Source organism: Jeotgalibacillus terrae (genome assembly GCF_016908195.1).
Taxonomy (GTDB): domain Bacteria; phylum Bacillota; class Bacilli; order Bacillales; family Jeotgalibacillaceae; genus Jeotgalibacillus; species Jeotgalibacillus terrae.
This window is the reverse complement of the sequence record NZ_JAFBDK010000024.1, coordinates 1-26323: the sequence shown is the minus strand read 5'-3', so window position 1 is coordinate 26323 and position 26323 is coordinate 1. Positions and strand designations below refer to the sequence as shown.

Here is a 26323-nt window from a genome sequence, read left to right as displayed (position 1 = left end):
TTTGTATATTTGTAGACTTGTATACAAGTGAATAAAAGTTATATAAAGCATATCATTTTCATTATTGTATGACTACCCTTTTACCTTTACTTAGAAAGAGAACATGGTATTAATTAAAATTTACATATTAAAACACTTATATATAGCTTATATCTCAATATCATATACATTGACATATATCTTAATGTTATTTTCAAAGACCAAAGCATGTTTACAATCTTTATTAATTACATCTATGTAGTAATGTTGTCAGCAATCAAATCATATATATTACTGTATATACTGAAAGGGGTGTCGATATTGACAGCAACAATAATAACCTTTGGAATCAGTAAAGGTGGTTGTTCTAAATCCACCAGCAGTGGTATCACTTCTTACTTGTTAAGTCAGGAAGAGAAGGTGCTAGCGATTGATATGGATGGCCAGGGTAATCTGACAAGCTTTCTAACCGGAGAATACGATATCTGTAATGTATTTGAAGAAAAAACGGTACTAGAAGCAATTCTTGAGGGTGATGCCAGGCCTTACATTATCCGTATACAAGATAACCTGGATCTCATTCCTTCTAATGACTTTCTTGCAACATTGCCGCGGCAAATGTATTCAAAAAGACTGAAGCTTGATGCTCTTCAGAAGGCTTTGGCGCCAATCATAGAGGATTACGATTGGATTATTATTGATACACCGCCATCTCTTTCAGAACAAACCATTCTCCCACTCAGTACATATTCAGAAGCCGGCAGCCATGTGGTCATTATGTTTGATGGCTCTATGTTTGCTTATTACGCCATTCCTAAATTTATTGAAATGGTGGAGGGAGCAAGAGATCGATATAATGCTAACTTAAACACTGCAGGGATTTTATTCTCTTTAATCGATGCGAGAGCGAAAGAAAATGAAGCGATGCTGGAATCAATTGAAGAAGAATATCCTCACCTAAAATTTAATACGGTCATTAAAAGAAAAGCTTCCACTAGACGTTTGCCCATTGCTGGATTTAACGGTAATCCTGAATTGAAGAATGCATTAGAGTACTATATTCCATTTGTGGAGGAGCTGAAAAAACGTGTCCAGCAAAAACAGCCTCAAAGATAAAATCAGAAAACCCAATGCATCTCAGGCATTCTTTAATTCATATGATGCTAACGACAACACAAAAGATCATAAAACTGAACATAATATAAATAACGATAAAGGTGTCTCTATTAAAGATAATAGTTCAAACAACACCACCATTGATAACGAAAATACGATTAAAGTATATGTCAAAAATGATGACGTTGTTAATGACAACGAATATTTAAGAAGGTTGGCAACTGGTAAAAAAGCGGTGAAGAAAAAGCCTAAAAAAGTTTTTACTTCATTTTATATGGATCCGGACTTAGCAAGTGAAGTAGATAAGATCGCTGCCAGGGGCGAAAAGGGTGATAAGTCAAAACTAATTAATCAAGGGATAAGGACTTTATTAGAGGGCTATGGAGTAATTGAAAAGAAATCCTAGACACCAAATATGATAAAAACACTTCCATATTATTGGAAGTTTTTTTCGTTTTTATTAATGGATTAATGGCTTGTACAATTAACACTCACCGTTAGTTAAGTAACATTCTTAAGCCAAGTCATTATAAGGACGATTTCAAATGTTTTAAACCAAGTAATTAAAAAAAGGATTATAAAAAAAGAAGCAAGTGAAATAAACTTCATATTACCTTTTTCTTGCTTAAAGATAGCAAAAAAGCTAACTACAACTCCTAACAATAAAAAAACAGTTCCTATAAGAGCAATTGGTTCAAAAAAACCTTCTATTAGCCAGTTAATTCTGAAAGAAAGTAATCCCAATACAATAAAGACAATTGACCATATACTTCTTTTTTTCAACACAAGCACCTCCTACTATCTATTTCCAAATATTCTCCTGAACTGACATGTCAATTGAATAAGAAATATGATTATTTAGTAAAATTGGACAACCTAAGTTTATCATATGTTCCAATAATCGGAATTAAATTTCCTTTAATTATCATATCGTTTACCGTCACTTCGTTCAATTGGTGCTGGATGCTCTCCAGCACTTGGAACCACGCAAGGTAATTATCAAGATACTTGGTTGCTACACCGTTAAAACACTGTATCCATCCTTTCAGTCTACTGTGATAACTGTTGACGTTTTGGATATGATAAAGACCCTTTGTGCGGACCTTTCCATCTGATTGGAACTGATAAATGGTCATTCCTTTGTCAGTAGCGTAGGTTCTGAAAGCTCGCCAAGAGTATGTACATAATACATTTTGGGATGAAAGTTTTTGACCATGGGCTTTATCCAATTGCTCTTTTTTTATTCTGCCTATACCGAGTGTTGTCGAAACTGTATTTTTGTCACGGTCTCTTGCTACTAAAACACAGGCCTGTTCCTTGCTGATACCACGCTTACGAGGTTTTCTGCCTCCGACTTTCCTCTTTCCTTTTTCAGAGTACAGGAAATAGGCCTCGTCCATTTCAACGATACCTTGAAAATCCGCTATTTCAATTTGCTTTAGCGCTGATAATAATTTATGTCTCCAGTAAAACAATGTGACGTGGGTCACACCTTTAACCATCTCAACTGACTTACGGAGGGAGTAACCCTCATCGGATTACCGAATTAGATTAAATCCCCTTCTACATCCACGCTTCCATCTTCGTTAACCCAAAACACAACTATATTTAATAATTTAATTACTTCTGATATTCTTTTTACGCATTTTTTATGATATTCATTACAGGGAAGTGATATACCAACAACTACATCATTACCATTATTTATTTCTCTGGTTAATATTTCTGAAACTTTATATAATGCCACTCCAACATGTGTTTTAACTTGGTTATAAGTAAATGATTTCCCATATCGGCTAGAATTTTGGTTTGAACTCGATTCACCCTTTGCTTCAATTATCAATTTAACTCCAGACTTTAATGCGATGATATCGTCACCTTGTTCTGTTGTAGATAATTTTTGCAGGATTTCAAAATTTTCTTTTGTTAAATAATCGCATACATATTCAATCACTTTTCCCTCGAATAACATGTACTTCACCCATTCCTTTTTATCATGCATTACTCTTTCTAACTGTCCACTTCACTTAATCAAAGTATAAGTGAATAAGGAGAAAAACTACTGTGAAAGTTTGTATTTTTGATTTCCTAATAGGGCGAGGGCATCAATTGTTCTTTAATCCAACGATGTAACGTTTAGATTTGTTTTAAAACGGTCGAGCCTTAATTTTAATTCTACAATTTAAAATTCTTCTTTCTTTGTTATGTAAGGCTGCAGCTGCTCTTGGAGGACATCTTCACCAAATTTAATTTTATATTCTTCTAAAGCATGCTTTAGCCGTACTTCAGCAATCAATTTCCTCGCATCAGCATTAGATAATTTAGCAATCAGCTGTTCGATCACATCCCGCATCAAAGCAGTCCGAGTCAAACCTTTCACTTCAGTTTCATTAACAAAACGGTCCAGCTTATTGAAAGCATCTGCTGCGATACTAACTCTAAAAGATTCTGGATCTACAGGCTTCTCAAAAAGCACTGAATGTGTTTGTCTTGGTTGATACTCTTCGATGATAAAGCGCTCAATCGTTGAATTCCTGTCTCTAAACGGAATAAGCCTTTCAATTACTTCTCTAGTTCCGCGTTCAAAATAAAAACTCGAATGACGAATATCTCGAGCTTTAGGTAGGTCCTCAGCTTGATGGGAGAGCTTTTCAATCAACTCATCTAAAATATGAGACATGAGCGAAGACCTGTTCACTTTAAAACCTTGCTCACGGACTAGGGTCACCAGAGCGTTTATACGTTCATCTGTAAATTCATCAAAGTGAAAAGGGAACGGCTTTAATCCACTCCTAGCATTCGCATGATAAACACTTAAATCATCTGGTAATCGATACTCATTCAAGGTGTAGTTTCGCAGTATACGCGACTGTAAAGACGCCTCCACTAATGATTTATACTGTTTTGTTTGCTCGGGCGATAACGAAAAAGAAACTCTTTTCATACATACGCTCCTCTTTGCTGCCAGATCGGTTACGAATAAAACTTTTCCTCTTTTTCTTCATATGGAGAGGGAAGACCATAACGGCGAAATAAAATAGCATTCATGGCTAAAGCCATTCTTTGATCGTCTAAAGACATAAATTCCAGTGGTTCAACCGTTTCGTTGTGATTAAATAAATGAACAGCTAATCTAGCTAACACATGAAAAGCAGTGCTGAAATCCTGTTCTTCAAACATCTTGACTGAAGATAAAATGCCTTCCTGCACATCAAAATAAGGGGCCATTTTGCTATATAATTCTTCATCACCGGCCATAATAAATACAACAGAAAGATATTCTTTGTTATTACGCGTATACAGAGGCATTGCTTCTCTAATTTCTTGAAACTTTTTTTGATGATCCTGATTTACAAAGGAAAAATTCATTTAAAAAACCTCCATTTTTTATACCGCTTAGACACTAATATAACTAAGTAAATAATCCGGTTATCAAGCCGGAGCAAAAGTAACATACAATACCCAAACACAAGAATATTTACGTCAATTATAACCAATTAAGTGACTGGTAGAAAGTATTACTTAGTTGAATCTTTTGTTTTTCGCTCCTGGCGGATCATCATAGGCTTATTTTTATCTTTTTAATAGACGCTAAATAATTGAATAAATAATGATCCGTTAACCTCCCTGGCACATACCCTAAACGCTCTCTAATGATGTTTTCCAGTACAAACATCTTACGCGTAATACGTTCATACTCTTCACCCGAAGACTTCTCTGAATCCTCATAATCAGTTGTAGAAAGGGTTACTCTTGCTTTGTAAAAAGCATTCATTAGCTGGTACATCGACGTTCTTTCTGCTCGAACAGACTTTAATAGAGACAACAATTCATAAGTTGAGATCTCCATTAATTCTGGCGTTGTCTTATCAAGGTATGATTCAGATACAAACTCTTTGACTCTAACAGAGATTCGCTCATGATTACGCTTCACATCAGAAGGGGCTACATCCATCACACAAAACGCACAATAAAAATCCTGATTTTCAAGACTCATCTCACTTCCGCAATAGGGGCAGGTATATTCAAATACATTCATACAACCTCTCCTAAATCCTATATCTTCATGGGCCTTACACTTAGCCGTGTAACTAAATAAAACTTATATATTGCACCATTTAAACACTATAAATAAACATTTTTTGGATTTTTAATTTTAACTTTTTATTGAACTTGATTTGATGTTTTCGGCTCGTGCAGTATGTGCCGGAGGCAAAGGAATCAGGAACCTACGGAATGTAGGCGCAAGCCGTACTGTCCGTAGTTATCGAGCCCTTTAATACTGCAGCGACACCTACGGCCTGACAAAAAGCGTTTTGTGCTTTTTGATTAGACCGTCAGTGCCGACGCCCAGATCTTTTCATTTAGTTTCTGCTTTTAAATCTAGCCATTCATAATCTGTACCATGGGTTATCTCATTAAAGATGCTTTGCCTATTCATATACATTGTCATATATGTTAATGCTGACAGTGTGGTCACGTTTGTAATGGATGATGATACATAAAACTGCTTATACGCTGTTGTTGACAACATAAATGTGATCTCCTATATAAACATATCTATATATTTACTTTATTTAAAATAAATTAAAAATTAAAAGGAATTTTTACCTTTTTGTCGAAATGTACTTTGATAACAAAAGGAGGAATTAATGTATGAGGTCAAACAATGTCAAAGTAACGATACCAGATGAAATGAGAGAGGAGATGGAGATTCAATCAACCATTGTAAATCCTGTTAACCCAGATGTTGCTATATTAGTCATGTCAAAGGGATTAAATCATTTTTCAAATGAAATAGTGATCAGGCTTTACCTGTTGCAGAAAAATCACACAGATCACACTTTTGACATCCAATACGAATTAGAAGCATTTATGTTTTTAAACTATAAACAAGCAAGGAACTTTATCAAAAGACTCCCCAATATGTCAGGGCTGGAAATGTTGCTTCTCCTTAACCCTCAACCGCCCGTTACACAACTTCAATAAAATACACCAACAGTTATGAATATATGAATACCTGGAGTGATCATATAAGAAAGAACTGACAAAGACTTTAACACTAGCTGATACAGCGCTATTTTCTTCTTGGATCAAGATAGATAAACGTCTGCAGTACGTGTTCTGCTGCTATTCTTGTTGGAAAGTAATCTGTTAAACGATCATAAGGAACGGCTTCACCCATTTCTTTGAATTCTCTTCCTATATAATAACCTGCCGGGGATCTCATCACTTTAGGTGCACTGATCCATGCTTGTGTCATGTTGGTCTCCTTTGTATTTTGACTTTGCAGGCTCAACGCCTGCAGCTAATCAAGAAAAGCGCATTCTTTTCTTCCATCTACCTGCTCATTGATATCAAACACGCGATAATAGCGTAGCAACGGCACTTTTTCAGTGTTTTCACTATCTGCGCTGTCTTTTTCAAGCAGCTTCCAAAACACCACGATATGAGATTTCTCACCCTTTTTGACTTTTCCACCTGCTTCTTTAATTTGGTTAAAAGTAGAATATTAACCACTTTTAAGCAAAAAGGCATTGATGCTTCTATACGGCTTTTGCGTTTTCCAATTGACGGCTCCTCCGTTAATCCAAGGCTGCCGCCAAGGAATCACGCCTTTTTTAAGCTCTTCCATGATTTTGTTTGTAACGATTTCATATACGTTTATACTCATTTGCCCTTACTACTCGCATTTTTTTGCCTTCCGGAGCGAATCAGTCCCAGGAAAGGGATGATTTTTGCCCTTTTTGCAAGGAGAACGAAAGACGAGCATAGACGGACGGTCAAGGGAAAAACATAAAAAGTTTTTGCAGCGAAGCGCCGTCAGTAAAAAGTTTTTTGTCCCTTGACCGTCCTTCTAGGGGTCTTAGTGTGTGGCCGGAAAGGGTCGGGTGTCCTACCGGCCAGACGCTTAGAGCCCTTGCTCCGTCTTACGATTCGGAAGGCAAAAAGGCAAATGTTCTTACATAGCAGCCGCCAGGCTGGTTTCCGATTTGGTTTTTATTTGGAGGTTTTCGGCTCGTGCAGGATGTGCCGGAGGTTAAGGGATCAGGAACCTACGGAATGTAGGCGTAAGCCGTACAGACCGTGGTTATCGAGTCATTTAATACTGCAGCGACACCTACGGCATGACAAAAAGCGGTCTTTGCTTTTTGCTCAGACCGTTAGTGCTGCCGCCTTAAGGAATGGAAGGGTTAGCCTTTGGGGTTTATCATTACTTTCAGGCATTTAATTAAAAGGGCACAAATCTATGAGGAAATTCTTTTCGAGAAATTCTTATGCAATAAAAAAGAGACAATTCAGAAGCCTTAAATAGCTTAAGAATGATCTCTTTTATAAATGAGTGTAAACATTAAAACATATGTTGATATCAACAACATTATTATTGTTGTCATATATCCTTTTCAAAAGATATGTTAATCGTTTACATCTAGAAATGATATGATCTTTCACAGACCTAGCCACCTTTATGTTGAACCATCCTAGGCTGATAAGCTTGGAAGTTCAGAGGTAATTCTATTTAAGCTAGAAGGGCTGTATAAATAAATTTAATCTGGACATACTATATTTAACAGCATATGTAACACTTTTATATATTTTATATATAAATATGTTATAATGTAACCTGGAGGTGAAACAACATGGATTTGATGAGTTATTTACTTGAAAACTACGGGTATAATGAGCCCATTTTCCCTGAAGATCTCCGCAATAACATGATGGGGAAAGATACAACACTACGACAAAATCTAAAGCGACTGACAGATCGTGAACAGATTATCCGTTTTGATAAAGGGATCTACTTTATCCCAAGACCTGACTCTCTACTTAAAAAGAAATCATTAAGTGTTAATAAAATTATTAAGAAAAAATACTTGTATAAAGAAGATAAACTGATTGGGTATCGAACGGGACTTGCTTTTGCAAATGATTTAAATTTAACGACTCAAATACCAGGTATGATTGAAATTATTACCAATAAAGAAACGAACATCAAAAGAGTGGTTAATTTAAAAAACAGACGTGTGATCCTGAGGAAACCGCGCATTAACGTAACTGAAAAAAATTATAAGCTTCTTCAAGTGCTGGACTTACTCACGAATTACGATAAATACAGTGAAAAACCACTAGAATCCGCCAAACAACGAATCATCGATTATCTGGCCTCAGGTGAAATGGATCAACAGGAAATCCAAGCCTGTATCCAAAGCTATCCGCAAAAAACCAAATTAGCGTTATATGAAAGTGGGTTATGGGATGAACTTACACGAAGATAAAGAAGCATTTTTAGAAATCATCGCTGCAACACCTGAAGATACGGGGATCCCTGAAGAGCAAGTAGAGAAAGATTACTTTGTTTCGTATGTATTAGAATTTCTTGTGGGCGAGGTCCCGACCCTTGTCTTTAAAGGAGGGACCTCCCTTTCAAAATGTTACGGCGTCATTAAACGATTTTCAGAAGATATTGATTTGAACTATACTGCAAATGACAAACCGACCCAAAGTCAAAAAAAAGCATTTAAAGAAGGCATTATAGTTGGGATCGAAAAGGCTGGTTTGACCTTACTCAATGAAAGCAACATTCGTTCAAGAAGAGATCATAATGAATATGAAGTGAGCTATCCGCAACAAGTAGATTCTTATGATGGCTTCATTCGAAAAGAGCTGCTCGTTGAAACGTTCATCGCCATAAAGTCATTTCCATGCGAACGAATGCCAGCTTCAAGTTATATCCTTGAATTTCTTAAAAGAGAAGAACAACTGGATATCATCCAGCAATACGATTTAAAAGAATTTGAACTAAATGTCCAGCGAATTGATCGCACCTTTATTGATAAACTCTTTGCGATTTGCGATTACTACGAAGAGAAAAAATTTCATCGTTATTCAAGACATCTATATGATTTACATAGCATTTGGACGTATACGGAATTCATCAAGAAAGAATTTCAAACCTTATTCCACCAAGTCCGGGCAGAACGAAAAAACTCTGAACGAAACACCTCTTCTCAAGACGGATATGACTTAATTCAAACGCTGCGCGTGATTGTCGATCAAGATGTATATAAAAAAGATTATAACGACATCACATCAACGCTGTTATTTGAAGAGGTCTCTTATGGGGAGGTAATAAGAAGTATACGGGAAATCTTGAGTAGTGATCTTATACCAACTTCATAAAGAAAAGGATCAATCGGTGAATCACTGAGATGTTAGCGAGAAAATATAAATAAAATTGAAGCAATCCTTTATGATAAGAATATAGGATGGCATAGACTGACATCATCCCTAGTTGCAGATGCCGGGTTGCCTCTTGCTTCAATCCATGAGAAAGCCATAGCAAATTTGCTATGGCTTTTATTGGTAGATTAAATTTCAATGATACGTAAATGTTTATTCATCATGGAAGAATAAGGACATTCGTTTACTAAGAATCGCAAACGCTTAACTTTAATACAGACGCCATTATACTCCTGACTCAATTAATGATTCAATCCCCAAAGAGTCTGCAGCGTCTTCACCTATAACAAAGTTAAAATACCTTAGTAAACCCTCTTGATATTGATGAAAACTTTGGGTAATAAGCTTTGTTGCTTTCCATGGCTTATCATTTGTCCACGCTTCTCCAAAAATATGTTCCTCAAAGTTTGGGTTATGATAGAGCCTTCTAGTTTCATCGGAGTTGATAGATTGTAACATTCTCATGTTATTCCCTAAATTATATGCTTCCCCATCTAGATCGTGAATAAGTACGGGTTCAATCCCGAAGTGAGATAAAACTTCACAGTATGTTCTTTGGGTCAGTTTTCCTTTACAAGAAATAATATTTATATCTTTACAACAATTTTCTATAGCCTCTTTTTTACCTGGATATTCAGAAATAAGAACATCTTTAATTGCTTTAAAACTGGCAATTTCACAATCTCCTTCAACTAGAATCACTCTTCTTGCAAAAAAAGACTCTAGAGTCGTCGAATTAAAATTCAAAAGCATTCGCATGGCATTGCGTTTTTCTGAGGCGCTGTCTCCATTATAAAGGTCTTCTTCTACTTGAAAAAACTTTGTAGCGCCGGTAGAATTACAACGTTTTGCTATAACAACTCCTTGATGACGGTCTGCTAAATCAATAAAATGTTCAGAATGTGAAGTGCAAATAACTTGTGAAAGTTGAGATTCAGATATTTTCAAAAGAGAGTCTCTCATTTTTCTCTGTAATTGAGGATGTAAATATATCTCAGGTTCTTCAACTAAAAACAAATAGCTTCTTTGCCATACCTCATCTGCTCCTTCATCAATAGGCTCATCTAATTCTTCAGACATTAACTCTAGTAATGATAATATTAGTAGCCTTTGAGCACCGCTTCCTTGGTTTTCTGTTGTAGTCTCCACATCATTATACTTAAGTGAAAATGTTGTATTCTCATGTAATTTTTCGATTACCGGCGGACTGAAGTTTACTATTGCTTCAATATCCATTAAACGGTTCAATTTAGTGTTAAGAGAATCTTCTAGCGCGTTAAGAGATTCATGGCGATTAACTCCAACAAATTCATTTGTTAAGTCAGATGCTGCAGTTTCAAATGCAACGAATTTTTCTGAGCTTCGCATATTTTTTTCTATTAAGGATGACATAAGGTTTTTGGCTGCAGAATTGGCTTTCGATGTATTAGTTTCATCTTCTAACAATTTCATGGCAGGTATGTAAACTACTTTAGGCATTATTGACCTAAGAACACTACTAAGTCCATTGGGATTAGCCATCCATTGAGGATCATAAAAGTTAATTAATTGTGTGTCTCCTTGGTTAAATATAAATTGAGTAAAGTCCTCTTTCTTCCCTGCTGGAATCGTCCCATTTGAAAAACTCTGATCTACACAGAACTGATCATAGATGAGTTTCAATTCATCTGAAACACCTCTAAATGCAGCACTGTTCCATGTTCTAACATCCTCTAGCTCATGAATATAAGCTTTTTGAATGTAGGCAAAGTATGGTACGTCCTTATCATTTAAGTTTGGAGCATTCCAGGTACGTTTTATTTTTAACTCATCATTATAAATATATCTGCTTATCTCATTCTTCATTAAATCTTGTTCATTAAATTCATGAAATGTTACGCAAATTTCCATATGTTCTTCTTCATTAAGAGAATTAGGCTCAACTTTTTTAGGAAATCTGTCTAAACTTGGACAATGTGGCTTTTCATAAGGAAAAAACATTCTTAATGCTTCTAACACACTAGATTTACCTACGTTATTTTCCCCAATTATTGTGAGCATATCTGAGTGTCCATCAGATTTATTTGGAAACTTAATTGTACAAACTTCATCAATTCCGACATTCTTGTAGTTCTTAATAGTAAATTCTTTTATTTTCATGGTCAACCTCCTTTATATGTATATTATTACATTAAAACTATAATGTGGATACTTAAAATCAGAAATTTCAATAAGTATATTCCGATCATATTAAGTTTTTTTTAGCATCTTATCGAAGAAAATTTCCGTATAAAAAGCGATACTTCACTGCGCATTTAATAGCTCGTGAATATCGCTTACTAAAAACTTTTATAGATTAGAAGTTATCAAGAAAACGTGAAAAAATATTGCTACTATGATTTTAAAATCAATTTTAATGTTAACTTTAACCTCCACGTTCATGAATAATCCCCTTCCACAAACACAAAGAGAGACTAAGATAAACCCGACTCATCCTTCACAGATAACTACAAATGGTTCATAATATATATAAGTAAATTTTAGTTCCATTTGAGAATAATATACTCAAGCTTATGGAGAGATTGAGTAAGAAGGGATGGATCAAGATACTTGGTCTGTCTCTTTTCTGCTCTATAAAAAGTATAAGATTAGAATTTTAAAACGGCCAGTGATTTCGCAAAACTATTTATATATTTTAAGGATTAAAGAAAATTTATAATAGTAAGGGACGCTTTATCTGGAGGTAAGTAAATGAATACAACCGAAGAACATGGATTAAGGATAGCAACAGAAATTTTTGAAATGAAGTGTAACCAACTAGTAAGGCATCGAAACCCTAATATTTATATTAAAGGCAATGCTGAAAAGTTCAGTGATTGGTTTGAAGATGGTTTAGAAACCTACACTATTCAAAAACTTGGAGCAAATGCGCATCCTGACTTAATTGTCGATGGGGTAGGGGTTGAATTGAAATCACTGAAAACAAATTCACAAATTCAGTTTAACTCTACCATTCCTTGTGGCGGTTTTAGTCATGGTGATATCTCTGGAGAATGTTATTATGCAGTTGCTCGCTATAGTACTGACAGAGATTTTGGATATCTACAAGACTTTACTATTTGTGACGGAGATTTTTTTAATCACGATAGAGAAAAAGCGTTCAGCCATTTAAATGCGCAAGAAACCGGTTTCGGGGATTATGGAGATGGTGTAGTCCGTCATAGAAAGATGTACTCATTCCCGAGTCCTGTTCGAACAGCACCTGGCATTTCTTTTATATCAAAATTCCCTAACGCTTCTGATTTTAGTAGCAACCTTGAAATAGATACTACAGTAACAAGAGTCAATCTCCAGGGTGAAGAGTTTATTTTTTATGTTTATCGACATCGATTGCTCGGAAATTAAAGCTTAAATGTTGACATTCTTTTATTTATTGGTACATTTATATTATATAAAATAAATGTACCAAATGAGGGTGTTTAAATTGAAAAAAACTCAACTTATCTCTTTATCACAAGCTAAACATAGAGAACTTCTTAATAAAATCGAATTATTAGCTGAAAAAGAAAATCGATCATTATCAGATGCTATATTGGACTTACTTAATATTGGTTATAGCGAATACATAAATAGGTCCGTGCAAGAATCACTGCCGTTTTCAGTGGTTTCATTATTTGCTGGTGCTGGGGGCCTTGATACTGGATTGGAAATGGCTGGATTTAAGACAATATGGGCGAATGAGATAGATAAGGATGCCTGTGAAACATATATGGTTAATCACCCTGATACCTATGTAGAACGCGGGGATGTACGAAATGTAAAATCTTTCCCTAAAGCTGATGTGGTTGTTGGGGGATACCCATGCCAGGGATTTTCTTTAGCTGGTAATCGACTTATAACCGATGAACGAAACTTCCTTTACCGAGAATTTGTACGAGCGTTACGTACGTCTAATCCTAAGTTTTTTATTGCTGAAAACGTTAAAGGAATGGTCACTATGGGTGGCGGAAGGATTATCGAAGCAATGGTAGAGGATTTCAGAAATCAGGGTTATGAAGTAACTTACCACTTAGTTAACGCTAAGAGTTATGGTGTGCCTCAAGACAGGGAACGGGTCTTTATTATTGGAGTTCGTCAAGACATTAGTAAAGAGTTTAAATATAAACTCCCATATCCTACACATGGAGATGGCTTCGACACTGACAAACCCTATGTCACGTTGAAAGATGCAATTGGGCATTTGAAACCAAATGAAGTTGGGGAGATTTATGAGAGTGGTTTTTCTTCCCGTTTTCTAAGTCGTAACCGTAAACGCGCTTGGAATGAAACGAGCTTTACAATTCAAGCAAGTGGTCGTCACGCACCATTACATCCAAGTGGAGAACCTATGATTAAGTTGGGCACTGACGAATGGATCCTACCTGAAACATCTGAACATCGACGATTATCTGCAATTGAATGTAGCTTAATACAGACCTTCCCAGCTGATTACATCTGGAAAGGCAGCCTTGGTTCTATCTACAAGCAGATTGGCAATGCAGTTCCTTGTTTATTGGCGAAAGCAATTTCTCAACCAATAGCTGACTTCTTAAAAGCTTATTACAATGGTAATGAATTCACTTTAGATCCAGAACAAAATAAGTATGAAAAAGAATTAGTGAGATAATTTTAAGGGCTTCTTAATGAAGTCCTTTTTAAATTTAACGACGTTATTTCAATCTTAATTCTCTCCCGTTACACACTCATCCCCTAATTTTGATGTGATAAAACGCTATACAACAAGGCTAAATCGTTTTTTTATTTCATGACTGTTTAATTAATATTTTAAGTATAATAAGCATAGTGTTACATCTGAAAAAGGGGAGGATAAAATGCCTGATTATGAAAAAATTTGTGTGAATATATTAAAAACCAAAGGACCATTACTTGGAAGTGAATTGAATAAATTTTTAGTAGAAAAAACTGGTGTAACTTCTAATAACGCCCGACAGATAATTCTACGATTAAAAAATAAAAAAGCTTTCTATAGTACTGATCCAGTTAAATTTCAACATAAGCAAGTCTTATACTTTTTACCTAAACAAAACTTAAAGAGTAAGCTAAAAGGTATTTTCCCTAATCATGCAGAGACTTTGCATAGGTTATACCAGGCATTAGTTGAAGAGCAAGGATTTTTATTCTGGTCTGAATTTGCTAAAATATCAGCTGGTGTAGTAGATTCATCAAAATCAGAACGCAAAACAGCTAGAGATATTTTTAATGACCTTCTGAATTTAAAAATGGTAGAACCGTTAACTGATTTTAATGGTATTCCGGTAGTGATCGCTAAACAAGAGTGGATCCCTTCTGTGGATGCTTCAACTGAGGAAATGTACAAAAGAGTTCGAGACCTATCATATAATCAGGAGTTTACTAAGGATCTGCTCAACTGGCTAGAGAGAATGAACTTTGTTGGCTGGAATTCATCTTTCGTTACTGGTATGGAAGATTATGAAAAAGGGTATAACGGATTCTATTGCGATGCTGTTAGTTATTGTTATTTATGGGGACTTTATAGAACAAATAATAAAGATGAGTTATATAATCCCGCCGTTGAGAAGGCTGGTTCCCCAGTAATCATAGAATCAATTTTGCACAGAGAAGCAAAAAGACATGATATAACAGGTCTAATTAATCGTGTCAGTAATCTGTACGGTCCAATTAGGAACGATAATAATTTTAAGATCATTCCTATTTGTTTTGTTAATACCATAGAAAAAGATGCTTTAGAATTAGCAAGAGCTAGAGGAATTATGGTTATGATGCTTAAGGATGTCTTTGGAACCAAAATGGTTGAAGCTTTGAAGGCAATACAAGAGGTGGACCCCTACAATGTGGACCCTGTTGCACTTGTTAAAATTTTAGAAAACTCCAATGAGACTGAACAAGATGGTAAATTCGGGTCATTGAAAGGGTATGTATTTAATTTTTTAATAGCCTCTATTTTTAATGAGTATGGTCTAAGACCTCAGATCGGCGTAAAATATGAGGCTCCAGGTTCAGATAAAAAATGTGAATGCGATATTGTTGTGACTACCGGAGATTATATAATTGCTTGTGAAGTCAAAGGTTATAATAAAGGAATTGAAGTTCAGCTTGGAAATACTGAAGAAGATAAAGATTCCGTAAAAAAGTTTTTTGAACGTACATGTAATATTATTAAAAATAGAACCCAAAAAGCGGTCATTCCAGTATTTATTACTTCAGCAAACTTTTCTACAGAAGCTATTCAATACTTAGAGGCGAGAAATAATGGTAAAAAGATGAGAAAGATACTTGAGGACTATAATTTCCCATCATCTGTTTTTTACGATCGCGAAGCCTTAATGAAAATTTTTTCTAACAAGTCTCAATATACCGAACATAAGCGAGTACTTAAAGAATTTTTTAGCGATCATACTAAAAATAAAAAGGTTGTATAATGTGTAAATTCTAAAATTTTTAGCCAATCAAAAACGATGGTTTTTGAGAGGATCAAGAAGAAGATAAAAATCTTCTTCTTTTTTATATCTTTTTTATTTCAAAACTTATATCAAAAACTACATTTCTTAAACGTATGTTTTTGATATAATTAATCTGACAATTGGATTCGAAAGGAAAGATTTTATGATTATTGGTTATGCTCGAGTAAGTACAGTTGACCAGTCATTAAACTTACAGCTAGATGCTTTAAAAGAGTTTGGTTGCGAAGAGATTTTCCAGGAGAAATTATCTGGGGCAAAAGATGATCGCCCAGAATTACTTCAAGCAATTAAAATGTCTCGATCTGGAGATAAATTTGTTGTATACAAATTAGATCGACTAGCGAGATCCACCAAAAGGTTAATCGAGATTGCTGAATTGCTTCGAGAGAAAGATGTAGAGTTTGTAAGCATTCAGGATAATATTGATACCGGAACAGCTGCAGGTAAAGCGATGTTTGGAATGTTATCAGTATTGGCTGAGTTTGAAAGAGATATCATTCGCGAAAGAACAACAGCCGGCCTGAAGGCCGCACGTGCAAGAGGAAGGAAAGGCGGGAGACCAAAAGTAAATCAACAGAAATTAAATCAAGCCATTGCTATGTATCATTCAAAAAGAATGACAGTTAAAGATATACAAGAAGCAACTGGAATTTCTCCAGCAACATTGTATAGGAGAATAAATCAAGAAAAAAAGGCAGCCTCTGAAGTTTAGAGGCTGCCTTTTTTAACTTTTCGTTCTCAAAGTATAAACAGAATTAAATTTGGGATTATACACTGAGCTTTCATATACAGACTCTTCATCGGTAGCCTTTTTTATTCATGTGCTTGCTGGTACCAACCCATTTATAAATTCCTTTTCTTTACTAGAGCGATTTAATAGCTGAAAAGCAAACTTCTCTCATCTATCGTTTTAAAGAAAAGGGTATAGGAAAGATATTTAATTTTTTATATTTTTACTATTGTTTATTTCTAAAGTGAGAACTGAAGGTACGATTTCCGGTTCTGCCAACCTTAGTAATTGATATCCGATCCCTGAGAGTCCTAAAAATAAACCAGGAAGTTCAATATTATTTGAGATACCAGTAAAGTAATATCCGTTTTTATTTTTTTCCTCTATGACACTTACACCTACAGACTGGGCCAGTTCAACATAATTTTGATTTTGAAGTTTTAATCCTGCATTTAGAAAGAGCTCACTATTACCTAAGTCTCCATGACAAAGAGAGTGACTACGTCCCATGCCATATTTTTCTGTTGTTGTGATAGCTTGGTCAATTTCATTTGTTAATAGTTGGTCTTTTTTCAAATAATCAAGATATTCTAGTCGGCTCAAACCAATGCCGGTTGCACCATGACACCAAGATGTTGAATAAGGTTGATTCTTTATTGAATCTAATCTTAAATCTTCCCAATTTTCAGCGTTTTTATTGTAGAGTGAACGATCATAGTTTAGTGCTTGTAGTGCAGTCTCTAAGAATTTTTCTTCTCCAGTCATCTTGTGTAATCGTAATAAAGACCAAGCAATTCCACTATTCCCATGAGATAAACCACCTAAGCATGTTTTACTGGTATTATCTAGCCAGCCTACCCCATTACTTAAATTGGTTTTATTTTCTAGTAAATGTTCACCATACTTTTTTGCAGCTAGTAAAGCTTCAGTAGAATTAATTTGTTCATGAGCATTTAATAGCACTTGTATAATACCGGCACTTCCACCTAAAAGATCATAATGATCATTTTTGCTTATATTTTCATGAATTAAATTAATTCGACTTTTTATAACTTCTCGAATTCTATCATTCTCACCGTTAAGGCTCATGAAGTTGGATAATACGTAAATATCTGACGCTTTACCAAAGAAAGCACTAAAGAAGTCACTTGAGTAAGCAGGTGTATTCAATATTGATTCAACTGCTTTATTTGCTAAATCATTATACACATCTTTTTTTGTGATTTTACTTAGATAAGTTAAAAATAAAGCAATACCTCCGACTCCATTATAAAGTCCATTTTCTAATGAGGAGACATGCCATTGTCCATAATAATTAGTATCTAAACTAATCCAAGTAGCATCATTCTTTTTACCCAATATAGCTTGTTCTAATAATTTGTCACCTATTTTTTCTGCCTCATTAATAAATAAATTATTATCTGTTAATTCATTTTCAGAAAACTGGCTTTTCTTTTTAATTGTATACGGCTCTTCTTTCTTATTACTCAACAAAGAAGATTTGATCCAATTAGATTGCTCGTTCATGCTAATTGAATCTAGGTTTTTAATCCGTTCCAATACGATCTGATAGCTAGATTTATTATAAAAGTCAAGAACTTTTTCTCCTGTGCTAGATAATAAATTTAAACTATTAGTAGTAGAGAAAAACATAGGGATATCATTATTGATAATATCTTTTATCTCTAAAGGGATAGTTCTATTGTCTAAGCTTGTAAACCATAATCTGTCTAATAATTTGTCACGTTCTAACCAATCAGTTAAATAATCTGGGTGACTTGATTCTGAAATGAAGTCTCCATAATATTGAGTAGGGCGAATTATAATACGAATAATATCATCTTTAAATTTGGATATAATTCCATCTTCACTCAATAACTCAGATTTGTTATTTATAACAATTTTACATAGTGTTTCAAAACCTTCAACAATTTCTTGAGAATAATCCTCAGCATTTACAACTTCTTCATTAATCTTAGGAACATTTTGATCAGATTCTTTTGTAGTGATGGTTTTTCGAACGAATCTCATATTATCATTACCATAGTTCTCTATTTGTAAAATAGGAATTGGCATTTCCTTATCCGTAGAACTTACACCACTCAAATCTATACCTTTACCATCACGACTTCTGAATGATAAGTGTGGTAATAAAGCAGTTCCAAGTACTGAATTATGTATTTTTTCTTTGGCCACGATCTCCGCGCTTGGTTCGAAGCTAACCGTTGAACTTGGATGGAACAAAGTCTCCAGGTCTATAAGGATCGGATATTCTCCATGTGCAATAAGATTTTCCGAATGGAAATCGGTACCTCTGACTATATACAAAATAGCTAATAATCCGCCTAAACGTTTGTAGTAATTCTTAATTTCTTCAACTGAAGAACAACTAACGTATTCTATTTTTTCTTCCCATGCATAATTTTTCCCATGAATAATATTGTATGACTTTAAATCCGGAGAAAAACCCTTATGGTTAAACCACTCCAGTAGATTACCGAAATTATTAGCTAATGATAAAGATTTTGGTTTATATATAATCTCTAATTTTGAATTAAACTTAAATTTCATTACTGATTTTCCTTGTTGATGAGAATCTCCCAGTTCTGCAGAAATTTCTGAAAGCAATTTCCCTTGCAAATGAAATTCATCATCCAAAGTGTTCCAATCTTTAGAAAATCGCTCCAATGCTTCTATAGAGTTGTTTATAAAAAATTTGGTTCTAATCATTAAAACTCTAGCTAAGACGGGATACTCACTATAAACAAACTCTAAATAATCAGGATCAAGTAACTTATCTTTTAAAAAGGAATTTAGCCTTTCTTCAGAACTATCACCCTTTAATTCATTCATTTTTTTACACACATGCATTTCTAATACAAAAGTTCTCGCTCCAATTTGAGTTAATCCAAGAGCTAGATTGTGCATAAGAGATGGAAGAAGAGATTTCCAATCAACCAATTTAGATAACGAATCGTTGTTATTAAAATATTCTTCTAATTCTACCCTTGCCCATAATAGAAAAGGACGATATGCAAATGACAGGTTTAAGTCTTCTGAATCATCTATTAAATTTTCTCTGTTTAATTTAAAGGCTTTATCAATTTCATTCATCCACTCTGGCTTATGGTCTATGCTGAAATTGAGATCTTTATGCCAATTCTCTTTTGAAGAAATAAACAAGATTTTTGCAAATTCTTGTTTATTTAGATTAAATGTATTTAATTTAGCATCTAATGAATAGTCTTTAAGCAATGCTTTTTCTTTCCAATTATCAACAATGCCATTAACCTCAAGGTCAGTTAATTCTTTATCAATTTCACTGAATAATTTTGCCCTTTCATCAATCGATAAAGATTTGTACAAATTTTCTGAAAAAAGAAGTTCTTTAGTAGTTTGACTTTCATTCATAAGGTTTAACCCGCCTTTATAAATATTTTTATAGAAATGCTTCTTAATAAGACCTTGGGGACTAAAGAGTAAGCTATTTTTTGTTTAGATTTCCAAAGTCCTTTAAAAATCAATTCTAGAGCATGGGAAAACCACCATAATGTAACAGTACATTATGATGGTTTGATTAAAAATTATCCGTTACAACCAAACAGTTTAGACATTGTAACTGTAAACACAACTCCTCCAGTGAATGGAACGATAGTAGGAGTTGTTTCAGGTTGAACATCCCCACCACCATTGATCTTAGCTAACTCCTCTTTAGAAAGAGTTGGCATTTTATCTCCTGCAGGTTGAAATTCATTTAAAGATTTAAGTACTTCAGAACGACTCATTAAAAATCCTCCTTTTATTAGCATTTCCAAGCAGATAAAGCTAGACCTACACCAGCTCCTGCAGCATAAGCACATGCAACAGAACTCTGAACTCCATAATATGCGACAGCAAAACAAGGGAACGTTGTAGTTTCACCTTGAACATCACCACTACCTAAAACCTTTTGTAGTTCTTCAGTGGAAATCTCCATCATAGAAGGACCAGCTGGGTTATCGTTATTCATAGAAAGTAGAACATCTTTTCTAGACATATAATTTACACCTCCTCCAATTTTTGGGTTATGTACTAGTACAAAACAAGCATAAACTTAGACACTCAAATATTACAAGATAAAATCCATAAATGAGCATTTATTACTATTTTTTAAATTTTTTTAAAATTCGGTTGAATAAATTTTGTTGGAAATATAATGTAAGAGGTGACAAAAAACATAGGTGGGATTGTCGTTTTATGAAAATAAACGTACCGTACATAGAACAAATGGAACACAGTGAATGTGGCTTAGCTTCTTTAGCAATGGTATTGAATTACTATAAGCACCATGTCTCATTAAACATTCTAAGAGATGAGTTTGGCCTCCCAAAAGGTGGAGGATCGTTTTATCATTTACTTTTAATGGGAGAGGAGAAAGGTTTAAAAGGAAAAGGGTTTGAGGTTACTGCAGAATCATTAAAGGAGTTAAAATTACCATTGATCTTGCACTGGGATAATAAACATTTCGTTGTATTAGAAGGGATCATTGGTAACAAATTTTATGTAGTAGATCCCGCCTCAGGTAAGAGGACTTATAAACTAAAAGAGTTTAAAGAACACTTTTCTGGTAAGGTACTTCTGTTCGAACCAACAGAACTTTTTGCAAAGAGAAAAAAGGATTCGAATCTTCCTTTTTTCTTAAGTATTATGAAAAAAAATAAAAAATCATTGATCTATATACTCCTGCTATCATTAGTTCTGCAAGCTACTGCTGTAGCTATTCCATTAATCACTAGGTGGTTTACCGATAATGTATTAATTGTTGGTGAAACTTCTCACTTAACTACTGTAGGGTATGCTGTTTCTGTAATCTTCATACTTAATCTATTGCTGTCCGGTTTGAGAGGAATAGTAATAGCTAAGATTCAAACAAAAATGGATTCACAAATGATGTCCTCGTTTGTGGACAAATTATTGCATTTGCCCTATAAATTTTTTGAAACAAGATCAAGTGGAGATTTAATTTTCCGTTCGAATTTAAATATTTACATAAGACAGATCCTTTCAACGAATGCAGTTACTTTTTTTATTGACTTACTTCTCTTAGTTACTTATTCAATAATTATGTTTTATTATTCAGTACCAATGAGTCTAATAGTTTTTACTATAGGATTGAGCTTATTAGTCATTCTATTGATTAACACTAGAATTTTGAAAAACCTTTCTGACAAACAAGTTACAGAACAAGCTGAAGTGCAAGGATATTTGTCAGAAAATATTTATGGTATTTCTGATGTGAAAATGTTGGGGCTGGAGTCGTTAGTTTTTAAAAATTGGAAAGAACGATTTTTTAAACAATTAAAAACTTCCGAGAAAAGAAGTATATGGATATCCTCCATACAGGCTCTATCAACTACTGTGCAATTTATCTTACCTCTTTTTTTACTTTATGTAGGTGCGTATTTCTTACTTCAAGGTCAAATAACATTAGGAACTTTAATCGCATTTAATACTATGGCAGCATCATTTATATCCCCAGTAATCTCTATCAGTTCTGCTTATACAGACTTGATAAATCTCAGTTCTTACATACAAAGGCTCATGGATGTAATAAAATCTAAACCTGAACAAGAGCAATTTATAACTGAAGCAGAAATCAGTGGTGCAATAGAGGTTAAAAACGTTTCTTTTTCTTATGATTCTTTCAGTAAAGAAGTGTTAAAAGATATATCGTTTAACATTAACAAAGGAGAAACAGTAGCTATCGTAGGACCTTCAGGTTCTGGTAAAAGCACCCTTGCTAGAATAATTTTGGGATTATATAAACCAACTCAGGGTCATATTTATTACGATGGTGTTGACTTGCAGCAATATAATTTAAAAGAAACAAGAAAACAGATTGGTTCAGTTTTACAAGAATCACGTTTGTTTAATGAAACAGTTTTTGAAAATATAGTAATGAGTGACACCGAAAACAGTTTTAATATTGAGAATGCTTTAAAACAAGCAGATCTTGTAGATGTCGTTAATAATTTACCTTTAGGAATTTTCACTAAAGTGTCTGAGAGTGGTGCCAACTTTTCTGGTGGTCAAAGACAAAGACTGATCTTAGCAAGAGCTTTGGTTAAGCAACCTAAAGTTCTCGTTTTAGATGAGGCCACAAGTTCATTGGATACACTAACAGAAAAAAGAATAGAAGAAAGCATATCCTGCTTGTCTAGTACTAGAGTAATCATCGCACATAGATTAAGTACTATTGAAAACGCAGATAAAATTATAGTGCTAAACGAAGGAGAGATAGAAGAAATAGGAACCCATAATTCTTTATTGAACAACAAAGGGTTATACCAGCAACTATATCAATCACAAGAAAAAAGTGAATTGAAAGTATTAAATTAATCAGGAGGCTATTCAAATGAAATTATATCAAGGATTAATTATGACGTTAGTCATGACGTTTTCATTTATTTTATTACCTGAAACAGGTATTTCTGAGAGTCAAGGTCTGAAAAATACAGATAAACATTATAGTTTTATCTTAAATAATAGTAATGATACTCATGTAGTTGCTGAGAATATTGAAAAAATATATCCAAACATCAAACTTAATGTTATTGAAGAAATAGGAATTGTTACGGTAGACCTTACTGAAGTTGAAGATGCACAAAATAAGATTGAGGAAATATATCATGAAATAGGTTCCTTTGTTGATGGAAAAGGTGAAATGCCTGATTTAATGGAACCTGATAATCCAATCCATATTCAAAAAAATCAAATTGAAAATTACTCTAACTTAAGCATTGGAACATCAACTTTTACTAGTCAAAATATGTTAGCATTGCCTGAATTGCATTCTGAATACTTCGCTCCATTCAATTGGTATTTAAACGATGTAACTAACAATCATAAAGCATTTGATTTTGTTAATGATAGTGATCATTCAACTATAGCATTAATTGATAGTGGTATAGACACAGATCATCCCTTATTAAAAAGTCAAATCAATTTAGAATTAGCAAAAAACTACGTTGATAATAGTTCTAACATAAATGATGAACAAGGTCATGGAACTCAAGTAGCAGGTATTATCGCAAGCATCTCACCTAACAGTGAGATCACTCCATATAAAGTATTGGGAACGGGAAGTGGAGAATCCACATGGGTGATCGAAGCGATAGTTGATGCTGCTAAAGATGGAAATGACGTTATCAATCTAAGTTTAGGTACTTATTTATCTAAAACTGATGAAGAAGATAAGCTTTTAATTAAGGCCTATGATAAAGCAATTAAGTTTGCAAAAAAAGAAGGGGCTATTGTTGTTGCATCCGTGGGAAACAGCTCTTTTGATCTTGATGAATTAAAGCAAACTAATGAATTTCATTTGCCAGGTGGTTCGCATCATCTAATAACTGTTTCAAGTAACGGTAAGGAAGACAAAACAACTTCATATTCGAATTTTGGAAAAGAAGTTGACTTTTCAGCTCCTGGAGGAGACTTGGGACCAAATTTTGATTTTAGTGAAATGATTATCACTACTTACCCTAGTGGTGGACCAAACACTTATCTAGACCAAATGATTGGTATTCCTCAAGGATTTACTTTAAGCATGGGGACTAGTTTAGCTACACCACAAGTTAGTGCAGCAGCTGCAATGGTGATCTCAGAGTACAGAGAGATTTATAATAAAGAGCTCAATATCAATCAGGTAAAAAAATATTTAAAAAACGGTAGTATTGATATTGGAGAAAAAGGAAAAGATATTTATTTTGGAGAAGGAAAATTAAATATCTATAACTCTTTAAAAAACATTCAAAAGAATAAATAAAGTTAGAAATGGTGCTTGTAGATAAACGTTATGCGTTTATCTACAAGCATTTTAGATTTCAACTGTCTTATTATTGGTGTTTCTCACAAGCTCCTCTTCTATTATTTTCAATAGACGCGCCTCAACAATTAAATAGCCAAAATCTCCAACACTTTTTTGAATTAATTTTGCTTGTGATAAAGAATTAAAAGCAGCATTATATTGTTGGGTTTTAGCTTCTATGGCAGCTCTTGTGCGGTAATAGGAGTACTGATCTACTTCCTTTAATTGTTCAATAATCGATATGTCTTCGTTAGATAATTTATGATTGTTCAGATATTGATGAGTTATATATAAACCATAAATAATTAAATATTGAATATTATTTTTTATAGTCTTTTCATCAACTATCTTTATAGAGCTCAAGATCTCCACAGCTTTTAAACTCTTCCCGACATCATAATAATAATAATATAAGGGCAGCCTCAGACTAAAATTTATATGTATATCACTGGCATTTGTGTTGTTTAATGAGTAGCTACATTGATCTATTACTTGTTTAGACCAAGCTGAAGGGCGAACGGAAGTTAAAAATTCCCTCATGATCAACATATTTGATAAATATTCTTTTGCAGTTGAGTCATTTTTATAAAGCATCATAAAGACACGACCATCAGATCTTGGAGTGGGAAGCAAAGTTATTATTCCAATGGCTATACTCATATAGCCAAATATGTTTAAGAAAAAAGAGCTATACGACCAACTTAAGATCAATGATAAAAACCCAAATAGCACACTAAAAATTGGACCTCCCAGAACAAAACTCTTCCACTTTTTAGTGGTCTCTTTTGTATCTATATTGGGCAAATATATGACTATTCCTCCAACTTTCGCCCACTCTTTATTTTCTCTTAAAATAATTCTTCCGTTAACATTTTTAATACTAAAAAACATGGCAGTAAATTCTATAAACTTTAGTTTGTTTATCCAAGCAAATATTATGTGTCCAATCTCGTGAATTAATATAGATAGATTCCACGCAATAAATACAAGCATATAATTTATTATTTTTTCGTTATTCTCAGAAAAAAATACAGTTAATATCAATAAAGTTAGAAAAAATACGCTGTAAAATATTGTTGGTTTTATTTTTTTAATATGGATCCATTCCTTTCTTAAACATTTATGATTCCACTTTAAACTTGTTTGTTTTTGTTTCTATTTAATTTAAATGCTCCGAATACACTTATAGCTACAAGAAGATATAACCAAACATCCACCATTTGTTCCGCGTTAATAATATCAACTATATTTAATACAATCACTAAAACTGAACTCACAAACAAAGTGTTGTACATTGAACTAAATGTTTGTAGTTGAATTAACTTCCCACGCTCATCATTACCTTCAACACTTTTTTGAAATCTAAAAATATAAAAATTGGATGCAACCACTATTGCCATTAGTAAGATAAATAATAAGTTTAACATTTCTTAATCCTCCTTTTTGTAATCAAACACATTAATTAATAACTCTCCAAATTCATTTGAAATTTTGAAAGCTAATATTAATGAAGGGTTATATTTATTTTTTTCTATGTGCATTATGGTTTGTCTGCTTACTCCAACCCGATCTGCTAAATTTTGTTGAGACCAACCTTTCATAGCCCTGTATACGGCTACTTTATTTGATAACGTCAAATTATAAATACCTCCTTTAAAATTTAGATGTTTATGAAATACATTCTATTACATATAATACAAAAAAGACAAGTATTTTTAACAAAATGAAAAAAAAAAATAACTATTTGTTTAAAATACCTTACCTTTTGAAATCAGTATTTTTTAAGCATAGATATTGCATTTTATATATAATACAACGAATTGGCCAGATAGCGTGACTACAGCCAAGGGATAGATCCAGTGTTGCCATCTTTTTGACCCACCAATGACATCCATTTGATCCACCGTTGCCATACGAGATCCACATAAA

Annotated in this window: 25 protein-coding genes and 2 pseudogenes; 11 read left to right on the top strand and 16 right to left on the bottom strand. The window is 33.8% G+C overall.

Features of this window, described 5'->3' with window-relative positions:
* Nucleotides 1–300 precede the first annotated feature (300 nt).
* Nucleotides 301–1095, top strand: a complete 795-nt coding sequence (locus tag JOD21_RS17260; protein WP_239581671.1) for a ParA family protein — start codon at nt 301–303, stop codon at nt 1093–1095.
* Nucleotides 1067–1501 carry a ribbon-helix-helix domain-containing protein gene (locus tag JOD21_RS17255; protein ID WP_204730777.1) on the top strand — a complete coding sequence of 145 codons (435 nt, stop codon included), beginning with the start codon at nt 1067–1069 and terminating at the stop codon, nt 1499–1501. The genes JOD21_RS17260 and JOD21_RS17255 overlap by 29 nt, the downstream gene beginning before the upstream one ends.
* Before the next feature lie 95 nt (nt 1502–1596).
* On the opposite strand, the gene JOD21_RS17250 is transcribed toward JOD21_RS17255, so the two are convergent.
* The 7 genes and pseudogenes from JOD21_RS17250 to JOD21_RS17220 form a co-directional block, all read right to left on the bottom strand.
* Complete coding sequence (locus JOD21_RS17250; RefSeq protein ID WP_338032923.1) at nt 1597–1881, bottom strand: hypothetical protein; 285 nt, start codon at nt 1879–1881, stop codon at nt 1597–1599.
* Between the two features lie 68 nt (nt 1882–1949).
* Nucleotides 1950–2627 (bottom strand): annotated as a pseudogene (locus JOD21_RS17245) (IS1595 family transposase); the annotation flags it as partial.
* Between the two features lie 14 nt (nt 2628–2641).
* Nucleotides 2642–3067, bottom strand: coding sequence for a hypothetical protein (locus tag JOD21_RS17240; RefSeq protein ID WP_204730775.1), 426 nt, complete (start codon nt 3065–3067; stop codon nt 2642–2644).
* A 210-nt stretch (nt 3068–3277) separates the two neighbouring features.
* Nucleotides 3278–4039, bottom strand: a complete 762-nt coding sequence (locus JOD21_RS17235; RefSeq protein WP_204730774.1) for a hypothetical protein — start codon at nt 4037–4039, stop codon at nt 3278–3280.
* 29 nt (nt 4040–4068) lie between these two features.
* Nucleotides 4069–4464: a DUF6075 family protein gene (locus tag JOD21_RS17230; protein WP_204730773.1), complete on the bottom strand. Its 396-nt coding sequence runs from the start codon at nt 4462–4464 to the stop codon at nt 4069–4071.
* Between the two features lie 190 nt (nt 4465–4654).
* Nucleotides 4655–5134 carry a hypothetical protein gene (locus JOD21_RS17225; RefSeq protein ID WP_204730772.1) on the bottom strand — a complete coding sequence of 160 codons (480 nt, stop codon included), beginning with the start codon at nt 5132–5134 and terminating at the stop codon, nt 4655–4657.
* A gap of 321 nt (nt 5135–5455) precedes the next feature.
* Nucleotides 5456–5629, bottom strand: a complete 174-nt coding sequence (locus tag JOD21_RS17220; protein ID WP_204730771.1) for a hypothetical protein — start codon at nt 5627–5629, stop codon at nt 5456–5458.
* Between the two features lie 122 nt (nt 5630–5751).
* On the opposite strand from JOD21_RS17220, the gene JOD21_RS17215 reads away from it, so the two are divergent.
* Nucleotides 5752–6084, top strand: a complete 333-nt coding sequence (locus JOD21_RS17215; RefSeq protein ID WP_204730770.1) for a hypothetical protein — start codon at nt 5752–5754, stop codon at nt 6082–6084.
* 88 nt (nt 6085–6172) lie between these two features.
* Here JOD21_RS17215 and JOD21_RS17210 read toward each other — a convergent pair whose 3' ends face one another.
* Complete coding sequence (locus tag JOD21_RS17210; protein ID WP_204730769.1) at nt 6173–6358, bottom strand: hypothetical protein; 186 nt, start codon at nt 6356–6358, stop codon at nt 6173–6175.
* A gap of 45 nt (nt 6359–6403) precedes the next feature.
* A pseudogene (locus JOD21_RS17205) lies at nt 6404–6769 on the bottom strand (ArdC-like ssDNA-binding domain-containing protein).
* Between the two features lie 967 nt (nt 6770–7736).
* Between JOD21_RS17205 and JOD21_RS17200 the strand changes: the two are divergent.
* Both JOD21_RS17200 and JOD21_RS17195 read left to right on the top strand, forming a co-directional pair.
* Nucleotides 7737–8372: a DUF6088 family protein gene (locus tag JOD21_RS17200; RefSeq protein ID WP_204730768.1), complete on the top strand. Its 636-nt coding sequence runs from the start codon at nt 7737–7739 to the stop codon at nt 8370–8372.
* Nucleotides 8353–9276: a nucleotidyl transferase AbiEii/AbiGii toxin family protein gene (locus tag JOD21_RS17195; RefSeq protein ID WP_204730767.1), complete on the top strand. Its 924-nt coding sequence runs from the start codon at nt 8353–8355 to the stop codon at nt 9274–9276. Before JOD21_RS17200 ends, JOD21_RS17195 begins: the two co-directional genes overlap by 20 nt.
* Nucleotides 9277–9561: 285 nt before the next feature.
* Here the strand turns inward: JOD21_RS17195 and JOD21_RS17190 are convergent, their stop codons facing one another.
* Nucleotides 9562–11475, bottom strand: coding sequence for an AAA family ATPase (locus JOD21_RS17190; protein WP_204730766.1), 1914 nt, complete (start codon nt 11473–11475; stop codon nt 9562–9564).
* A gap of 591 nt (nt 11476–12066) precedes the next feature.
* On the opposite strand from JOD21_RS17190, the gene JOD21_RS17185 reads away from it, so the two are divergent.
* The 4 genes from JOD21_RS17185 (at nt 12067) to JOD21_RS17170 (ending at nt 16530) form a co-directional block, all read left to right on the top strand.
* A complete protein-coding gene (locus tag JOD21_RS17185) occupies nt 12067–12720 on the top strand; it encodes a hypothetical protein (protein WP_204730765.1) in 654 nt (217 codons plus the stop codon).
* Between the two features lie 70 nt (nt 12721–12790).
* Nucleotides 12791–13981, top strand: coding sequence for a DNA cytosine methyltransferase (locus JOD21_RS17180; RefSeq protein WP_380269519.1), 1191 nt, complete (start codon nt 12791–12793; stop codon nt 13979–13981).
* Nucleotides 13982–14186: 205 nt separating this feature from the next.
* Nucleotides 14187–15776 carry a hypothetical protein gene (locus tag JOD21_RS17175; RefSeq protein ID WP_204730763.1) on the top strand — a complete coding sequence of 530 codons (1590 nt, stop codon included), beginning with the start codon at nt 14187–14189 and terminating at the stop codon, nt 15774–15776.
* 184 nt (nt 15777–15960) lie between these two features.
* Nucleotides 15961–16530, top strand: coding sequence for a recombinase family protein (locus JOD21_RS17170; protein ID WP_204730762.1), 570 nt, complete (start codon nt 15961–15963; stop codon nt 16528–16530).
* 225 nt (nt 16531–16755) lie between these two features.
* Here JOD21_RS17170 and JOD21_RS17165 read toward each other — a convergent pair whose 3' ends face one another.
* The 3 genes from JOD21_RS17165 to JOD21_RS17155 form a co-directional block, all read right to left on the bottom strand.
* On the bottom strand, nt 16756–19959 hold the full coding sequence (locus JOD21_RS17165) for a type 2 lanthipeptide synthetase LanM family protein (RefSeq protein ID WP_204730761.1): 3204 nt from the start codon (nt 19957–19959) through the stop codon (nt 16756–16758).
* 173 nt (nt 19960–20132) lie between these two features.
* Nucleotides 20133–20333 carry a mersacidin family lantibiotic gene (locus JOD21_RS17160; protein ID WP_204730760.1) on the bottom strand — a complete coding sequence of 67 codons (201 nt, stop codon included), beginning with the start codon at nt 20331–20333 and terminating at the stop codon, nt 20133–20135.
* Nucleotides 20334–20350: 17 nt separating this feature from the next.
* Nucleotides 20351–20584, bottom strand: a complete 234-nt coding sequence (locus JOD21_RS17155; protein ID WP_239581669.1) for a mersacidin family lantibiotic — start codon at nt 20582–20584, stop codon at nt 20351–20353.
* 200 nt (nt 20585–20784) lie between these two features.
* On the opposite strand from JOD21_RS17155, the gene JOD21_RS17150 reads away from it, so the two are divergent.
* Both JOD21_RS17150 and JOD21_RS17145 read left to right on the top strand, forming a co-directional pair.
* Nucleotides 20785–22926 carry a peptidase domain-containing ABC transporter gene (locus JOD21_RS17150; protein WP_204730759.1) on the top strand — a complete coding sequence of 714 codons (2142 nt, stop codon included), beginning with the start codon at nt 20785–20787 and terminating at the stop codon, nt 22924–22926.
* A gap of 16 nt (nt 22927–22942) precedes the next feature.
* Nucleotides 22943–24352: a S8 family serine peptidase gene (locus JOD21_RS17145; protein WP_204730758.1), complete on the top strand. Its 1410-nt coding sequence runs from the start codon at nt 22943–22945 to the stop codon at nt 24350–24352.
* Nucleotides 24353–24403: 51 nt separating this feature from the next.
* Here the strand turns inward: JOD21_RS17145 and JOD21_RS17140 are convergent, their stop codons facing one another.
* From JOD21_RS17140 to JOD21_RS17130, 3 genes are all read right to left on the bottom strand, one after another.
* Complete coding sequence (locus tag JOD21_RS17140) at nt 24404–25285, bottom strand: hypothetical protein (RefSeq protein WP_204730757.1); 882 nt, start codon at nt 25283–25285, stop codon at nt 24404–24406.
* A gap of 242 nt (nt 25286–25527) precedes the next feature.
* Complete coding sequence (locus tag JOD21_RS17135; protein WP_204730756.1) at nt 25528–25821, bottom strand: hypothetical protein; 294 nt, start codon at nt 25819–25821, stop codon at nt 25528–25530.
* Between the two features lie 3 nt (nt 25822–25824).
* Entirely contained in the window at nt 25825–25995 is a 171-nt protein-coding gene (locus JOD21_RS17130) for a helix-turn-helix transcriptional regulator (RefSeq protein ID WP_204730788.1), read from the bottom strand.
* Nucleotides 25996–26323 lie beyond the last annotated feature (328 nt).

Excerpts from the sequence above, each read along its gene's own strand:
- JOD21_RS17135 (WP_204730756.1), bottom strand. The coding sequence starts at position 25,821 with ATGTTAAACTTATTATTTATCTTACTAATGGCAATAGTGGTTGCATCC.
- JOD21_RS17155 (WP_239581669.1), bottom strand. The coding sequence starts at position 20,584 with ATGTCTAGAAAAGATGTTCTACTTTCTATGAATAACGATAACCCAGCT.
- JOD21_RS17170 (WP_204730762.1), top strand. The coding sequence starts at position 15,961 with ATGATTATTGGTTATGCTCGAGTAAGTACAGTTGACCAGTCATTAAAC.
- JOD21_RS17240 (WP_204730775.1), bottom strand. The coding sequence starts at position 3,067 with ATGTTATTCGAGGGAAAAGTGATTGAATATGTATGCGATTATTTAACA.
- JOD21_RS17160 (WP_204730760.1), bottom strand. The coding sequence starts at position 20,333 with ATGAGTCGTTCTGAAGTACTTAAATCTTTAAATGAATTTCAACCTGCA.
- JOD21_RS17140 (WP_204730757.1), bottom strand. The coding sequence starts at position 25,285 with ATGTTTTTTAGTATTAAAAATGTTAACGGAAGAATTATTTTAAGAGAA.
- JOD21_RS17225 (WP_204730772.1), bottom strand. The coding sequence starts at position 5,134 with ATGAATGTATTTGAATATACCTGCCCCTATTGCGGAAGTGAGATGAGT.
- JOD21_RS17130 (WP_204730788.1), bottom strand. The coding sequence starts at position 25,995 with ATGAAAGGTTGGTCTCAACAAAATTTAGCAGATCGGGTTGGAGTAAGC.
- JOD21_RS17150 (WP_204730759.1), top strand. The coding sequence starts at position 20,785 with ATGAAAATAAACGTACCGTACATAGAACAAATGGAACACAGTGAATGT.
- JOD21_RS17210 (WP_204730769.1), bottom strand. The coding sequence starts at position 6,358 with ATGACACAAGCATGGATCAGTGCACCTAAAGTGATGAGATCCCCGGCA.
- JOD21_RS17200 (WP_204730768.1), top strand. The coding sequence starts at position 7,737 with ATGGATTTGATGAGTTATTTACTTGAAAACTACGGGTATAATGAGCCC.
- JOD21_RS17230 (WP_204730773.1), bottom strand. The coding sequence starts at position 4,464 with ATGAATTTTTCCTTTGTAAATCAGGATCATCAAAAAAAGTTTCAAGAA.
- JOD21_RS17145 (WP_204730758.1), top strand. The coding sequence starts at position 22,943 with ATGAAATTATATCAAGGATTAATTATGACGTTAGTCATGACGTTTTCA.
- JOD21_RS17165 (WP_204730761.1), bottom strand. The coding sequence starts at position 19,959 with ATGAATGAAAGTCAAACTACTAAAGAACTTCTTTTTTCAGAAAATTTG.
- JOD21_RS17195 (WP_204730767.1), top strand. The coding sequence starts at position 8,353 with ATGAACTTACACGAAGATAAAGAAGCATTTTTAGAAATCATCGCTGCA.
- JOD21_RS17190 (WP_204730766.1), bottom strand. The coding sequence starts at position 11,475 with ATGAAAATAAAAGAATTTACTATTAAGAACTACAAGAATGTCGGAATT.
- JOD21_RS17185 (WP_204730765.1), top strand. The coding sequence starts at position 12,067 with ATGAATACAACCGAAGAACATGGATTAAGGATAGCAACAGAAATTTTT.
- JOD21_RS17215 (WP_204730770.1), top strand. The coding sequence starts at position 5,752 with ATGAGGTCAAACAATGTCAAAGTAACGATACCAGATGAAATGAGAGAG.
- JOD21_RS17235 (WP_204730774.1), bottom strand. The coding sequence starts at position 4,039 with ATGAAAAGAGTTTCTTTTTCGTTATCGCCCGAGCAAACAAAACAGTAT.
- JOD21_RS17175 (WP_204730763.1), top strand. The coding sequence starts at position 14,187 with ATGCCTGATTATGAAAAAATTTGTGTGAATATATTAAAAACCAAAGGA.
- JOD21_RS17220 (WP_204730771.1), bottom strand. The coding sequence starts at position 5,629 with ATGTTGTCAACAACAGCGTATAAGCAGTTTTATGTATCATCATCCATT.